The sequence below is a fragment of the Candidatus Thiopontia autotrophica genome (assembly GCA_014384675.1).
Taxonomy (GTDB): Bacteria; Pseudomonadota; Gammaproteobacteria.
In genome coordinates this window covers 1-16177 of the sequence record JACNFK010000016.1, presented here as the reverse complement: position 1 = coordinate 16177, position 16177 = coordinate 1, and the positions used below count along the sequence as shown (strand labels likewise).

13 protein-coding genes are annotated in these 16177 nt (G+C 48.8%); 3 read left to right on the top strand and 10 right to left on the bottom strand.

All coding sequences use genetic code 11. From position 1 onward, the window contains the following. Complete coding sequence (locus tag H8D24_01795; protein ID MBC8519130.1) at positions 1-2460, bottom strand: leucine--tRNA ligase; 2460 nt, start codon at positions 2458-2460, stop codon at positions 1-3. A 134-nt stretch (positions 2461-2594) separates the two neighbouring features. Between H8D24_01795 and H8D24_01790 the strand changes: the two genes are divergently transcribed. Next, positions 2595-3107 carry a zinc ribbon-containing protein gene (locus H8D24_01790; protein ID MBC8519129.1) on the top strand — a complete coding sequence of 171 codons (513 nt, stop codon included), beginning with the start codon at positions 2595-2597 and terminating at the stop codon, positions 3105-3107. A gap of 77 nt (positions 3108-3184) precedes the next feature. Here H8D24_01790 and lnt read toward each other — a convergent pair whose 3' ends face one another. The 7 genes from lnt to H8D24_01755 form a co-directional block, all read right to left on the bottom strand. Further along, positions 3185-4585 carry an apolipoprotein N-acyltransferase gene (gene lnt, locus H8D24_01785; GenBank protein MBC8519128.1) on the bottom strand — a complete coding sequence of 467 codons (1401 nt, stop codon included), beginning with the start codon at positions 4583-4585 and terminating at the stop codon, positions 3185-3187. Further along, positions 4582-5442 (bottom strand): CBS domain-containing protein, encoded by an 861-nt coding sequence (locus H8D24_01780; GenBank protein ID MBC8519127.1) that lies wholly within the window; start codon positions 5440-5442, stop codon positions 4582-4584. The genes lnt and H8D24_01780 overlap by 4 nt, the downstream gene beginning before the upstream one ends. Before the next feature lie 272 nt (positions 5443-5714). Beyond that, positions 5715-6188 carry an rRNA maturation RNase YbeY gene (gene ybeY / locus H8D24_01775; protein ID MBC8519126.1) on the bottom strand — a complete coding sequence of 158 codons (474 nt, stop codon included), beginning with the start codon at positions 6186-6188 and terminating at the stop codon, positions 5715-5717. Beyond that, positions 6163-7158: a PhoH family protein gene (locus H8D24_01770; protein MBC8519125.1), complete on the bottom strand. Its 996-nt coding sequence runs from the start codon at positions 7156-7158 to the stop codon at positions 6163-6165. The genes ybeY and H8D24_01770 overlap by 26 nt, the downstream gene beginning before the upstream one ends. Further along, a complete protein-coding gene (gene miaB / locus H8D24_01765; protein MBC8519124.1) occupies positions 7158-8492 on the bottom strand; it encodes a tRNA (N6-isopentenyl adenosine(37)-C2)-methylthiotransferase MiaB in 1335 nt (444 codons plus the stop codon). The genes H8D24_01770 and miaB overlap by 1 nt, the downstream gene beginning before the upstream one ends. Before the next feature lie 270 nt (positions 8493-8762). Then, a complete protein-coding gene (locus H8D24_01760) occupies positions 8763-10049 on the bottom strand; it encodes an ammonium transporter (protein MBC8519123.1) in 1287 nt (428 codons plus the stop codon). A 17-nt stretch (positions 10050-10066) separates the two neighbouring features. After that, on the bottom strand, positions 10067-10405 hold the full coding sequence (locus H8D24_01755) for a P-II family nitrogen regulator (protein ID MBC8519122.1): 339 nt from the start codon (positions 10403-10405) through the stop codon (positions 10067-10069). 285 nt (positions 10406-10690) lie between these two features. Here H8D24_01755 and H8D24_01750 point away from each other — a divergent pair, with 285 nt between their 5' ends. Continuing rightward, positions 10691-11776 carry a mechanosensitive ion channel family protein gene (locus tag H8D24_01750; GenBank protein MBC8519121.1) on the top strand — a complete coding sequence of 362 codons (1086 nt, stop codon included), beginning with the start codon at positions 10691-10693 and terminating at the stop codon, positions 11774-11776. Continuing rightward, positions 11776-15549, top strand: coding sequence for an ATP-dependent RNA helicase HrpA (gene hrpA / locus H8D24_01745; protein ID MBC8519120.1), 3774 nt, complete (start codon positions 11776-11778; stop codon positions 15547-15549). Before H8D24_01750 ends, hrpA begins: the two co-directional genes overlap by 1 nt. Here hrpA and H8D24_01740 read toward each other — a convergent pair whose 3' ends face one another. Further along, positions 15550-15768 carry a hypothetical protein gene (locus H8D24_01740; GenBank protein ID MBC8519119.1) on the bottom strand — a complete coding sequence of 73 codons (219 nt, stop codon included), beginning with the start codon at positions 15766-15768 and terminating at the stop codon, positions 15550-15552. Between the two features lie 229 nt (positions 15769-15997). Next, a partial coding sequence (locus H8D24_01735) for a hypothetical protein (protein ID MBC8519118.1) occupies positions 15998-16177 on the bottom strand: 180 nt, incomplete at its 5' end.

Sequence of the window (16177 nt, the reverse complement as noted above, 5' to 3'; positions counted from 1 at the left end):
TCACTTTACCACAAGATTAACCAACTTCCCCGGCACCACTATAATCTTAATTACCTCTTTTCCTTCGGTAAAACGGACTACATTCTCGTCCTCGACCGCCATCCTCTCTATCTCATCCTTGCTGGTATCAACCGCAACTTCCAGCTTCGCCCTCAGCTTTCCGTTAACCTGAACCACCATCTGAATACTATCCTTTACCATGGCGCGCTGATCATATTCTGGCCAGGCAACATTTACCGCTGCACCATCGTGCCCCAGAGCACTCCACAGCTTGTGGGAGATATGAGGAACCATTGGGGAGAGCAACAGGGCCACGGACTCAAGCGCCTCCTGCATCACCAGTCTGCCCTGTTCAGATTTATCGTTGTATCTGCCAATCTGATTAGTCAACTCCATAACTGCCGCTATAGCTGTATTGAATATCATACGCCTACCAATATCATCCCCCACCTTCTGAATCGTATGGTGAACTGCATGACGCATATCTTTTTGCTCTTTGGTCAAATTCTGATTGCCCTGCAACGTCTCAACTCCACTGCAGACACCAGCCTTGACGTGCGCATAGACAAGCTTCCACACTCTTTTCAGAAAACGGTAAGCACCTTCAACACCCGAGTCAGACCACTCAAGCGACTGCTCTGGTGGTGCTGCAAACATGATAAAGAGGCGCACGGTATCTGCACCATAACGGTCAATCAGGCCTTGCGGATCAACCGTGTTGCCCCTGGATTTGGACATCTTTGCCCCATCCTTCAAAACCATCCCCTGAGTCAGGAGGTTCTTGAAGGGTTCATCAGAGTGTAGCAGGCCCTCATCACGCAACAGCTTATGGTAGAAGCGAGAATAGAGCAGATGGAGGATAGCATGCTCTACACCCCCAACATATTGATCTACCGGTACCCAGTAATCCACTCTGGAATCGAGCATCTTCTCATTCTGGTCGCGACAACTGTAACGGGCGTAGTACCAGGATGACTCCATAAAGGTGTCAAAGGTATCGGTCTCTCGCTCTGCCGCACCACCACACTTGGGACAGGTGGTCTCATAAAACTCCGGCATCTTTTTGATAGGCGAGCCGATACCATCAAACCTCACGTCCTCAGGCAACACCACTGGCAACTGCTCTTCGGGTACAGCCACCGCCCCACAGGTTTTACAGTTCACGACAGGAATCGGACATCCCCAGTAACGCTGACGAGAAACCCCCCAGTCGCGCAGACGATAATTTACCTTTCTCTGCCCCTTCCCTGCAGCCTCAACATAATCGGCAATAGCATTCAGTGCCCCAGTAAAATCAAGGCCATCAAACTGATCTGAGTTATAGAGTTCTCCCTTGTCTGTATATGCCGACTCTGACACATCAGACCCATCCTCATCAGCCGGTCTAATAACCGGCTTGATCTCAATACCGTATTTAGTGGCAAACTCCCAATCCCTCTGGTCATGTGCAGGAACAGCCATAACAGCACCTGTGCCATAACTCATCAGTACAAAGTTGGCGACCCAGACCGGAATAGAATCACCTGTAACAGGATGGGATACAGTCACCCCAAGAGCCATACCCTTTTTCTCCATAGTCTCCATTGCAGCCTCGGATGTCTCCATCTTGCTGCACTCATCCAGAAACTGTTGTAGTTGCGGGCTGTTCTCTGCTGCCTGAACAGCTAGTTGGTGCTCAGCTGCGACAGCCACATAGGTGACCCCCATCAAGGTGTCAGGGCGAGTGGTGAATACAGTAAGTGGCTCACCTGCCGACCCAAACTGGAGCTCTAGCCCCTCGGAACGACCAATCCAGTTAGCCTGCATTGTTCTCACTGCCTCTGGCCACCCCTCAAGATTGTCCAGGCCATCCAGCAACTCATCACCGTAATCCGTTATCTTCATGAACCACTGCGGAATCTCTCTGCGCTCCACCACTGCCCCGGAGCGCCATCCTCTACCATCAATTACCTGCTCATTTGCCAGCACAGTCTGATCAACCGGATCCCAATTCACTACTGCATTCTTCTTGTACACCAACCCTTTTTCCATAAGGCGGGTAAACATCCACTGCTCCCAACGATAGTACTCCGGACGGCAGGTGGCGATCTCCCTGGACCAGTCATAACCATAACCGAGACGCTGCAACTGTCCGCGCATCTCATCCATATTCTGATAGGTCCACTCGGCAGGAGCGACCTTGTTCTTAATTGCTGCATTCTCGGCAGGAAGGCCGAAAGCATCCCAACCCATTGGCTGCAACACGCTCTTGCCCTGCATCCGCTGATATCGGGAGATCACATCACCAATAGTGTAGTTACGTACATGCCCCATATGGAGCTTGCCACTAGGATAGGGGAACATTGAAAGACAGTAAAACTTCTCCTTTACAGGATTCTCATCCGCCCTAAAGGTCTGAGTTTTCTCCCAGAACTGCTGTGCCTCCAGCTCAATCTCCTGCGGGTGATACTGCTCTTCCATGAATCCTCTTTCCATCACTCTTATTCAATGTTTTCGAAAGCGGTAATGTTACCCCACTCCACCTCCTGAATCGAAAAAAACCGGCAAATAGTGCTACGATATAGATACCAAAACTACTGATTCAGGAATACCTCATGCCCTCAAACAAAGAATCTCGACTTATCCAGCTCTACCACACCATGCGAGACCATCTTCAGGATGCAATCAACGAAAACAGGGAACATCTGCCATCGCTAAAACAGTTAATTGATGATGCAAAAGAGAAGATATCTGATCTTGACGAACTAACCAGGGAAGAGGTTGAACAGATAGGAGAGTACCTGGAGAGAGATCTGGAGGCGGCAGGAAGTTATCTGGCGGAGACTGGTGAAGACCTGGGGCGCTGGTTCCATATGGAAGAGACATTGATAGAGGATAGACTCAAAGATCTATTTGCCCAAATTGCAGACCCCACCCAGATTGCACTAACCCGTCTGGATGCAGCAGCACGTCATGCTCAAAACTACCATAGCGGTGAGGTCGTAGGGATGGGCAAACTGGAGTGTGTGCAGTGCGGGAAAACCATCAAGATTGATAAGACATCAGTTATTCCAGAATGTCCCCAGTGCAAGGGAACGGTATTCAAAATACGCAATCCATCAAACTGAAGTGGCCCCGGTTGTCTGTACAGCCAAACCAGATTTATAAGTGGATGTCTGCATCGTTACTGGCTGGTCTCGGAAGATTAATGCATCCATGAGATATAAGGAGTGTTGCCTCGCATGGGCTGAATTACTGCCTTAAGAACTCCTTGTTCTGACCTTGGTAGCTGCCTGGTCACCATACCGTTATGATCAATTACTGCGGTAATTCCAGTATTGGTTGTCCTTAACATGGGCCGTGCAGATTCCAGGGCACGCATGCGTGCAATCTGCAGATGCTGATAAGGGGCTAGCGAATCACCAAACCAGCCATCGTTACTTATTGTCACCAACAGGTCAGCCTCCGGAAGGTTGGAGAATGTCAGATCAGGGTAAGCAACCTCGTAACAGATTGTGGTTGATAGCTGATGCCCGTCAACATTAAGGGGGGGCTGTTCTGCGCCACCACTAGTGAAATCAGACAGAGGGATCTTGATAAAATCAAGAACAGGGCCAAGCAGACCTCGCATGGGAAGATATTCTCCGAATGGAACCAGATGGCGTTTGTAATATTCACCCTGCTCCTCTCCAAGCATGATCATGCCGTTCAGATATCCGCCACCATCTCTACTGCGTACCGGTATCCCGGCTAACAGTGAACTCCCCTCATTTTTCAGCTGTTGTCGAAGTGGATCAAGAAAGTTTTTCTCAATCTGATGACGAAATGCGGGTATAGCTGTCTCTGGCCACACCACAAGCCGCGCCTCCTCTGCCTGTTCAGTTGCAAGACGATAGAGCTCCAGTGTCTTATCTCTGTTTTCTGACAACCATTTCTCACTCTGCTTGATATTACCCTGTACCAGAGCCACAGATATCTGCTTGCCTGAAGGTTCTCCCCATTGAAGCTGACCGGCTCCCCAGCCCAAAGATAAAAGAACAGAGAGAATTGCTATATTTGCTAACCGCCCTTTTGAATACTTAATGGCCATCATCAAGACAACCGCAACGATCGATATAAAGAGTGATACCCCCAATGTTCCCACCAGTGGTGCCAACCCATAATAGAAGGTTCCCGGTGCTGTATGCCCCAACAGTAACCATGGGAAACCACCAAGTATGGTGCTACGAATCCACTCAAACAGCACCCACAAAATTGGAAGAAGCAGAGCTCGTCTGCCGAGAATGAAAAACAACCATCCAGCTACAACAGTAAAAAGTGCCATTGCTGTGACAAACAGTACGGTGATCAAAATGGAGAGAGGAAGATTAACTCCGCCAAACTGCTGAATACTTACCTGTATCCAGCTTGCCCCCACCCCAAAGAAGCCGATACCAAACAGGAACCCGGCAATAACTATAGAGCGCAGATTCCGACATTCACCCCAGATATAAAATATAAGAGCCAGTGAGAGGGGCGCAATCCAGTAGAGCCCAAATGGTGCGAACGCAAGAGGCAATACCGCTCCCGCAATTAGTGCTCCGCCTCTTGATTTGGTCCTGCTCACTTCTGTGAAACTGTAAATTCCCTGATACCACTCTGCGGCAGTACGTTGACCTGCAATAGATGAATCCTGCGGTTATCTGCACGCAACACCTTGAATCTAAATCTGCCAATCTCAATACTCTCACCACGTACCGGCATATATCCAAGATGACGAATAACCAGGCCTCCGACTGTATCTACATTCTTCTCCAGAATTGAGGAGGAAAAATATTCATTAAACTCTTCCAGGGTTGTTACTGCCTTTACTGTATGTCGTACTGCACTGTGACGATGGATAAGCCCCTCTTCCAGGTCGTGCTCATCCTCAATATCCCCCACAATCTGCTCAAGCACATCCTCAATTGTCGCCATGCCCGAGCCCCCGCCATACTCATCTACTACTATGGCAATATGGTTTCGACTGGATCTGAACTCTTTTAACAGCACATTAAGTCGCTTGCTCTCAGGAACGAAAACAGCTGGGCGAAGGTTTTCACGAAGGTTAAAGCCCCCCTCTTTCTCTCGCCAGTGCAGTACATCTTTGGCCAGAAGAATTCCAACCACCTCATCACGGCTCTCACCAATAACCGGAAAACGTGAGTGGGCTGACTTGATGATAACTGGAAGAAACTCCTCAGGAGAGTCTTCAAGCTCCACCACCACCATCTGTGCTCGTGGAATCATTACATCCCGCACTTGCATCTCCGAGAACTGAAGTGCCCCCTCCAGCATGGTTAGACTATCGGAGTCGAGAATCTGCCTCCAGTGGGCGGCTCTGAGAACCTCAATAATCTGCTGTTTGTTTGCCGGTTCCACACTACGCCCCCCCGAGAAGAGAGCCTTGAGTCTGGAACCGATGCCAGGTCGGTCTTTGGTCATGTGCTATTTTTTTATGATTAGAGTGGTGAGTATAATCAATATCAAAGGGTTACGCATAGCCCAAATCCATACTTATAAAGATCTTAGGGAAGCTCTGATTAAGTCACTTCGTGACTCAATCAGAACTCCCTCTCAAGTTATCCTATGGGGGAAGGATTATAGTTCAGTATGTTACAACAACACCTACTGAGCCATTCCCCCAAACCCCCATCCCATTACGCTTGTTCAAAGGTTCCTTAGATTGTGCAGCATGCATGTTTCTAAGTGGAGATTTAGGCATATGGATCTGGAAAACCAAGTTTCGCAAGAATCGCAATCTCATGGGCCTCCATTATCTCAGCCTTGGCAGATTCAATATGATCCATCCCCAGCAGATGCAACAGGCCATGAATCACCATATGTGCCCAGTGCGCCTCCAACTCCTTGCCCTGCTCCATGGCCTCCTGTTCAACCACTGAGGCACAGATAACAAGATCGCCCAATGGAAACTCAATTGGCAGATTATCTGATGCCTCAAAGGGAAAAGAGAGGACGTTGGTTGGATAAGAGTTGTCCCTATAACGACTATTTAGATCGGCGCTCTCCTCCTCATTGACCATACGAACTGTCAATTCACCGGAGGCTGATGACTCTATCTCATCTATTGCAACTGTTACCCAGCGAGACAGATCTGACTCTGTTGGAATATATTCAGCTTCTGTCGCAACCTGAACAACAACATCAATCACGACTGTCTGTCCTGCCATGCTCTGCTTCGTAGGCACGAACTATCTTCTGTACCAGTGGATGCCGCACCACATCAAAGGAGTGAAAAAAGGTAAACCCTACCCCATCCACATCCCTCAATACCTCAGTCACATGGCGCAGTCCAGACTGGGTTGTACGCGGCAGATCAACCTGGGTAACATCACCGGTAACCACAGCAGTAGATCCAAAACCTATCCTGGTCAAAAACATCTTCATCTGCTCTATCGTTGTGTTCTGTGCCTCATCCAAAATAATGAATGCATCACTCAGGGTGCGCCCACGCATAAATGCAAGCGGCGCAACCTCAATCACATTTCGCTCAATAAGCTTGGTGACCCGCTCAAACCCTAACATCTCATATAGAGCATCATAAAGTGGGCGCAGATATGGGTCTATCTTGTCCGACATATCTCCCGGCAGGAATCCCAACTTCTCTCCCGCCTCGACAGCTGGACGAACCAGGACCAGTCGTCTCACCTCCTCACGCTGGAGCGCATCTACTGCACAGGCAACGGCAAGATAACTTTTACCGGTACCTGCCGGACCAATTCCGAAAACAAGATCCTGGGTAACAACCTGATGCATGTAACGGCGTTGGCGTGGACCACGAGGACGAATTATCCGATTACGAGTCTTTATCACCACCTCGGGGATTGAACGTTCTGCCTCTGCACTCTCCTCGTCTTCCATCTCCCGATTATCCAGCTGCACCTCTTGCAACAACAGGTGTACAACATCGGGAGAAATCTCATGTTCTGTAGCCTCGTTATAGAGAGATTCCACAACCCTGACTGCAAGCTCAACAGAACGTTTATCTCCAACAATCCTGAACTGCTCTCCTCGATAATTTATCTCTACCCCAAGACTGGCCTCCACCTGCCGAAGGTGTCTATCTGACTCACCACACAGATTGGCTATCCGTTCTGTCTCAAACTCCTCAAAAACAACCTCACGTACTATCGGTGACACTAGTTTGTCTCCATCATCTGGCCGCGCAGAGAATTTGGCAGAGCCTCTGTTATCAATACATCAACAAACTCTCCTGTCAGAGTAAGTGGGCCATCAAAATTTACGACACGATTGTTCTCGGTACGTCCTGCCACCTGAGTACCGGGTCCTCTCCTTGCTGGTCCCTCTACCAATACCCTCTGGGTGGAACCAACCATCTCCCGGCTTATATCCATCGCAATCTGATTAAGTCTCTCCTGGAGGCGTGACAATCTCTTCTGTTTAATCTCGCGAGGAACATCATCAGGCAGATCTGAGGCGGGGGTTCCTGGACGCGGACTGTAGATAAAGCTGAATGATCTATCAAAACGCAACTCTGCAATCAGATCCATGGTTGCCATAAAATCCTCCTCGGTCTCGCCGGGAAAACCGACAATAAAGTCTGAGGATAGCCCAAGGTCAGGCCTGATCTCACGCAACTTGTGAATGGTGTCACGATATTCGTCAATAGAGTGACCTCGCTTCATCATCGCAAGAATATGGTCAGAGCCACTCTGCACCGGCAGGTGAAGATGACTTACCAGCGTTGGCACCTCTGCATAGGCCTCTATTAATGGTGCAGTCATCTCGATTGGATGTGATGTTGTGTAGCGAATACGCCCCAGCCCCTCCATGGCATCCAGGTAATGGATAAGAGTAGCCAGATCGGCAATCTCGCCATCCTCCATCTCACCGCGGTAGGCGTTTACATTCTGCCCAAGCAGGGTTATCTCCCGCACCCCCTGTGCAAGTAGTCCCGCCACCTCCGCCAGAACATCATCAAATGGACGGCTCACCTCCTCACCTCGGGTGTAGGGGACCACACAGAATGTACAGTACTTGCTACACCCCTCCATAATGCTCACATAGGCCGTTACCCCATTGGCCTGTGGCTCTGGCAGACGATCAAACTTCTCAATTTCCGGGAAAGAGACATCAACCACCGCCCTCTCTTTTGCTCTAACTGCATCCACCATCTCCGGTAGGCGGTGCAGTGTCTGCGGACCAAACACAAGATCCACAAAGGGAGCTCGCTTGCGAATCGCATCACCCTCCTGACTGGCAACACACCCTCCAACACCAATCAGAACATCGGGACGACTCTCTTTAAGTGGACGCCACTGGCCAAGCTGAGAAAAGACCTTCTCTTGTGCCTTTTCACGCACTGAGCAGGTATTCAGAAGTAGCAGATCAGCATCTTCCGGGGTTTCCGTACGTACATAGCCATGAGACTTCTCCAACAACTCCACCATACGGGCAGAGTCATAGTCATTCATCTGGCAACCAAAGGTTTTGATCAGAACTTTTTTGAGCATTAAACTGTATATAGCCTATTTAGTAATAGTCGAAATCTCTTTTTGACGAATTAGCTGCTCCCTGTTTTCGGGCTGTTTTTCAGAGTGAAGCCTGTCAGTGTTTGAGCGCAGCGAGTTATGACAGGCGCTGAAAAATGGTCTTAAAACAGGGGGAAAAGCAGCCTCTGAGGAGAGAAAGAGATTTCGACTATTACGTATGCAATTACCTATTAAGAAAAAAGGGATGGTGCAATTTTACACCATCCCCGTTTTGGTAGTGGAAAAAGAGGGTCAGAGATCGTAACCACGCTCCTCATGAGAGGCAATATCCAGCCCCTCTGTCTCTTCATCTGCCGAGACCCGAAGACCACCGGTTATCATCCCAACCAGCTTCAGGATGACCCAGGTTGCAACTGCTGTATAGAGAACCGTTGCAACGACACCAATAAACTGAACCCAAACCTGGCCGCCAATGGTTACGCCCTCGGCAAGGCCCTGACCACTGAACAGCCCCAACTGACTGGAGGCAAAAATACCTGCCATCAGAGTGCCAATAATTCCACCAACTCCATGAATCGGGAATACATCAAGTGAATCATCAATTTTCAGTACCCGCTTGATTACCAGTACCGCATTGAAGCAGACCGCTCCGGCAACAATACCAATCACCAGCGCACCAGCCGGTCCCACAAAACCAGATGCCGGGGTAATGGTGCCGAGACCAGCAATAATACCGGTTACCGTACCCAGTGCAGTTGGCTGACCAAATTTTTTCCACTCATAAAACATCCAGGTAATAGCGCCCGCGGCGGCCGATATATGGGTTGCCAGCATCGCCATTGCTGCATCCCCATTTGCCGCCAACGCACTTCCGCCGTTGAATCCAAACCATCCAACCCAGAGCATTCCTGCACCCATTACTGTCATAGTCATATTGTGTGGAGGCATTGCAGTGGTGGGAAAGCCCTTGCGTGGGCCGAGCACTATAGCCGCTACCAGTGCAGCAACACCAGCCGTGATGTGGACCACAGTACCACCTGCAAAGTCGAGCAGTCCCATCTGTCCCAGCCAGCCACCACCCCATACCCAATGGGTAATCGGTGAGTAGACAACCAGCAACCAGATTGCCGAGAAGAGCAGTACCGCAGAGAACTTCATACGCTCTGCAAAACCACCAACAATCAGCGCTGGGGTAATGACTGCGAAGGTCATCTGAAAGAGTGCAAAGAGAGACTCGGGAATATCACCACTTAAAGTCTCCTCCTGAATGCCCGCAAACATGATGTTAGAGAGCCCGCCAACAAAACCATTGCCCTCAGAGAAGGCGATGCTGTAGCCAACCACCAACCAGAGGATGGAGGAGATGCCAGCAATGGCAAAACACTGCATAAGAATAGAGAGCACATTCTTGGAGCGAACCAGGCCGCCATAGAAGAGTGCCAGACCCGGCAGGGTCATGAATAGTACCAGTGCTGTGGATGTCAGTATCCATGAGGTGTTGCCACCATCAAGTGTAGCCCCCTCAGCAAGTGCGACACCAGGAATAAGGGCCATAACAGTTGTAAAAATCTTTAACATTTCTAGCTTCCTTTCTATTACACAGCTTCAGGGCCAGACTCACCGGTACGAATTCTAATGGTCTCTTCCAGAGCAGAGACAAATATCTTTCCATCTCCAATCTTTCCAGTATTTGCTGTATCCCGAATTGCCTCGATCACCCGATCAAGCATCTCTGCCTTGATTGCAATCTCAAGCTTCACCTTGGGCAGAAAGTCAACCACATACTCTGCACCTCGATAGAGCTCTGTATGCCCCTTCTGGCGACCAAATCCTTTAACCTCAGTCACCGTTATTCCATTTACTCCAATCTCAGAGAGAGCCTCTCGTACATCGTCCAGTTTGAATGGCTTGATGATTGCTGTAACCATTTTCATATCAACTTGTCTCCTGTCACTTTGCAGATAGAATTTCTGCAATGCTGTTCAAAAATAATGTATTCCACATATAATGGACCATAGAAAGCAACTACTGTGCCACCTCAACATATTCAACCAGTTATCTACAGGGGGCTCAACAAACATATCATGCAATGCGCCACAATGGTGCATTATAATTACATCGCGCACCATTTTTGTCCTCTCCTCTCTCGCTGTACCCGACTCCATAGGACGCCATACAATATCCACCCTTACTGAATTGACGGGGTATACTCTATCCTCATGATTGATACACTATCCACGATGATCGAACACCAACACTGGATATTTCAGGTGTTTGCTGTTGTTCTTGTTGCACTCACCATTGATCTGATGCAACGAGTCACCCTTAGTCGACTTCATACAAAGGCCGAGAACAAAACCAAAAATCTCTGGGATGATGCCATTCTGAGGGCACTACGACGCCCACTAAGCATGCTGATATGGATTACTGGAATTGCATTCAGCGCAAAGATTGCTCAACATGAGGCCCCCGCTGTTATTTTTGAGGCTATTGATCCACTGCGTGACATTGGGGTCATCAGTGCATTGACATGGTTTCTTTTTCTCCTCTCAAAGGAGGGGCAATCAGCCTATATAGAGGGTCAGAAACGTGCTGGGGAGACGGTTGATGAGACTATGGTCGACTCAATCAGCAGGCTGTTGCGCAGCTCTATACTTATTACCGCTACACTGGTCATGCTACAGACCCTGGGATACAGCATCTCTGGTGTTCTCGCTTTTGGGGGCCTTAGTGGTGTAGTAGTCGGCTTTGCCGCCAAGGACCTGTTGGCAAACCTGTTTGGTGGCCTGATGATTCATCTTGATCGTCCCTTTGCAATCGGAGACTGGATTCGCTCGCCAGATCAGAATATTGAGGGCACAGTAGAGAAGATAGGATGGCGTTTAACCAAGGTTAGAACCTTTGACAAGCGCCCACTCTATATTCCAAATGCCACTTTCTCCAACATAAGTGTTGAGAATCCTCAGCGCATGTCACATCGCAGAATAAAGGAGACCATCGGCATCCGTTATGAAGATGCCGCAAAAATGGCTTCCATTATCCAGAAAGTTAAAACCATGCTGGAGCAGCATCCAGAGATCGACTCAACCCAGACCATGATCGTCAACTTCAACAGCTTTGCCCCATCATCTCTCGACTTTTTCATCTACACTTTCACAAAAACCACAAACTGGATACGCTTCCACGAAATCAAGCAGGATGTACTGTTGCAGATTGTCGGAATCATTGAGAATGAGGGTGCCGAAATTGCCTTTCCAACCTCAACTCTTCATGTGCCAGAACCGGTAACTCTGACAGAAAAATAATGGTGCCCCCTGTAGTGGAGCCACCTCTGCCAATCGAGTTCGACTCCTCACTACCTATAAACCAGAGGCGTGAAGAGATAGCCCAGGCTATCCACAAACACCAGGTTATTATCCTCTGCGGCGAAACCGGATCAGGCAAGACGACACAGCTCCCAAAGATCTGTCTCTCTATTGGGCGAGGGGAGAGACAGAGAATTGGACATACCCAGCCACGGCGCATTGCTGCGCGTGCAGTAGCCAACCGTATCTCTGAGGAGCTAAAGAGCAATATTGGAGAGCTTGTTGGGTTCAAGATCAGATTCAGTGATCACAGTAGCAAACGCAGCCGCATAAAGCTGATGACAGATGGAATTCTTCTCGCCGAAGTTCAATCTGATCCTCTGCTCAAACAGTACGACACCATAATTATTGATGAGGCACATGAACGAAGCCTCAATATCGACTTCCTGCTTGGATACCTGCGACAACTGCTCCCCAGAAGGCCCGACCTGAAACTGATCATAACCTCTGCCACCATAGATCCTCAGCGCTTCTCAAAACATTTCTCGAATGCGCCGATTATTGAGGTTTCAGGACGTACCTACCCGGTTGAGGTTCGTTATCGTCCTGGAGATGATGGTGAGGATGAAAATGAAATCAAAAAAAGTCGCGACAGAAGCAACCGGCAAAACAGCGCCATCCTCGAGGCCATCAATGAGCTCTCCAGAGAGGGGCCTGGAGATATCCTGATTTTCTTTAGTGGAGAGCGGGAGATAAGAGAGGCGAGTGAGTTTTTAAGTCGTTCCAAAATCTCTCAAACAGAGATACTCCCTCTCTTCTCCAGGCTCTCTGCCAAAGAACAGAACCGTATCTTTAGCGCACACTCCAGCCGTCGCATTATTTTATCAACCAATGTCGCTGAAACATCCCTGACTGTTCCAGGTGTCCGTTATGTGATAGACACGGGAAGCGCCAGGATTAGTCGTTATAGCCATCGTAGCGGCATTCAGAGACTACCTATTGAGAAGATCTCACAGGCCGCGGCCGATCAACGCAAGGGACGTTGTGGACGCGTCAGCAATGGAATCTGTATTCGCCTATATAGTGAAGATGATTTTGAGACACGCCCGCCCTTTACCGATGCTGAAATTCTGCGTACTCACCTGGCACCAGTCATCCTTCAGATGGCCGCTCTGCGACTGGGTCAACCAGACCAATTTCCATTTATCGACCCCCCTGATCTACGTCTGATTAGAGATGGGTACAGGTCTTTACACGAACTTGGAGCTGTAGATACAGACAGTCAAATCACTCCGCTGGGAAGAAAGATTGCACGCTTCCCGGTTGACCCGCAGATTGCACGCATGCTGCTCGCGGCAGATCGTGAAGGTAGCCTGAGCGAGATTCTTATCATTGCTGCAGCTCTGACCATTCAAGACCCTCGTGAACGCCCTCTGGATGCTCAACAGGCTGCAGATGAAAAACATGAACCGTTTGAGGATGAGAAGTCAGATTTTCTATTTTTTATTAATCTCTGGGAGTTCTTTCAACAACAACGTAACTCCCTCTCCAATAATCAGCTGAGAAAACTTTGCAAGACCAACTTTCTGTCATGGATGAGAATGCGGGAGTGGCGAGAGATACATGCTCAGCTAAGGCAGATATCCCTGGAGATGGGGCTCACTGAAAACAACCATCCAGCCGACTACGGGATGGTGCATCGTGCCCTATTGACCGGGCTATTGAGCCACATCGCAATGGGTGGTGAGAAACATCTCTATAGTGGTCCTCGCGGGATTCAGATGCGCATCTGGCCAGGATCAAGCCAATTCAAGAGCCATCTGAAATGGCTGGTAGCCGCAGAAAAGGTTGAAACCTCACAACTTTACGCCCGTACCGTTGCCCGGATTGAACCTGAGTGGATTGAACGAATTGGCAAACATATACTTAAGAAAAGTTATGCAGAACCCCACTGGGAGAAGAAACGGGGCCAGGTAGCGGCCTTTGAAACAGTGACCATATATGGGCTCCCCATTGTTGCAAGACGGAAAACCAACTATGGTCCTATCGATCCGGCAGAGTGCAGAAAGATCTTTATTCGCTCGGCACTTGTTGAAGGTGAACTCCATACTCGTGGCACATTCCTCAAAAAAAACCTTGGACTTATCGGAGAGATTGAGTCACTGGAGGCAAAATCACGTCGCCGGGACATCCTGGTGGATGAAGAGGTGCTTTATCAGTTCTATGAAGAGAGAATACCGGCAAAGGTACATAGCACTCCCACATTCGAAAAGTGGCGAAAAGAGGCTGAAAAGAGAGAGCCGTACCTGCTGCATCTAACACAAGAGAGCCTTATGCAACACAAGGCGGAATCAGCCAGTGATGCAGAACAATTCCCTGACCATATAACCATAGGTCATACCAGGCTTCCTCTCTCATACCATTTTGAACCAGACAGCCCCGAGGATGGCGTAACCCTCACTATCCCTGCTGAGATGCTCAAACAACTTAATCCTGAACAGTTTGATTGGCTGGTGCCGGGACTGCTAAGAGAGAGGGTTATCGCCATGATTCGCGCACTACCGAAAACGTGGCGCCGGAATTTTGTGCCTGCTCCAGATTTTGCTGATGCAGTTATTCCATCACTATCTCCATCAGAAGGGGCGCTTGGACCACAACTCTCATCCAGATTAAGAAAAATTACCGGGGTAACACTACCCAAAGATATCTGGAAAAAGACAACACTTCCGAACCATCTGAGAATGCGCTTCCAGGTTATTCAAGCTGATGGAGTAATCAATAAAACTGGACGCTCCTTAAGCCAGCTAAAAAGCGGAGATGGTGATAAGGGTCATGTCACCAAACCTGGCAAGACGGCAACAGCTACCGCCCACAACCCACCCCAGCCATATCCACTGGAGCGTAACAGAATAGAGAAGTGGGATTTTGGCGAGCTCCCAGACTCCGTTGAGGTGGAGCGTCATGGCATCATCATGACTCTATATCCAGCACTGGTTGCAGACAACAACCGAATATCACTGAAACTGCTGGAGACGGAAGAGCTGGCACATGCAGAAAACATCAATGGCATCTCTCAACTGTTCTTGCTGCAACAGCGTTCTGCCATGGATAAGATGATCAGAAACGATGTCGACCAACAGCAACTCTGTCTTCACTATCTTGCGCTTGGAAAGTGCAAATCCATACTTTATGAGTTACAACTGATAACAGCAAGAGAGGCGTTTTTTCTTGGCGACAAGAAAATTCCAACAAACGGTGAACTGTTCAAGACACGGTCTCAACAAGCTATTCAATTGGTGCCAAATATCCTGAGAGAGAACACAGCACTTGTACAAGATATCCTGAAAAGAGATCATGAATTGATGCGCCAACTCAAAGGGAGCATCTCACCTGTTCATCTGATGACCTACTCAAGGATAAAATCACATATCGAAAAACTGGTCTATCCAGGGTTTTTATCTGCCACCCCCAGAGAGTGGCTCCACCATATTCCACGTTATCTTGAGGCCTCAAAGAGAAGATTAGAGAAACTTGTGCAGAACCCACAACGCGACAGGAAATGGGAACAATCAATTGCCCCGTTATGGGATCCGTTTGAAAAGAAGCTGATCAACTGGGGCTCACTCCCCTCACAGACCAACGAAAACAGCCGTCAACACATTGAATACCGCTGGCTACTTGAGGAGTACAGGGTCTCCATATTCGCCCAGGAGCTGGGGACAAAAAAACCGGTCTCTGCAGACCGACTCAAAAAAATCTGGCAAACACTTTAATCAGTCATCGCCCCATGGAATCGGTTCTCGCTCTGTAGTTAAGAGCTTGGCCCCGGCATGCTCATTGGGAGCATGAATCATCTTGACCTGATAATTATCCGCAACCACAAGCTCCTCTCTTAACGCACGGGCACGATCACGAGCGTCACGATACTTCTCATGTTGCTCAATTACCTCAACCTGACGACTAGGAAACATCTTGAATAGAAAATACGGCATCTTCTTAAGGAACCTCTGAAAAAGCTTAACGGGATGGGGGTTTGGGGGAAGGTCTCTACAGGTGTTGTTGTAACATACTAAACCATAACCCCTTCCCCCATAGAATAACTTGTAAAGGAGATCTGATTGGGTCACGAAGTGACTTAATCAGAGCTTCCTTAACGAATAGAACCCATACCACCACCTTCAGTGATGGTATGGGTATGTGGCAATGACAGCTACCGAAACGTTACCGTTTCGCTTTTTTCTTCGCTGCCTTTTTCTTCTTGGCCGCCACCTTCTTCTTAGGAGCCGCCTTTTTCTTCTTGGCCGCTACCTTCTTCTTGGGAGCTGCCTTTTTCTTCTTGGCCGCTACCTTCTTCTTGGGAGCCGCCTTTTTCTTCTTGGCCGCTACCTTCTTTTTAGGGGC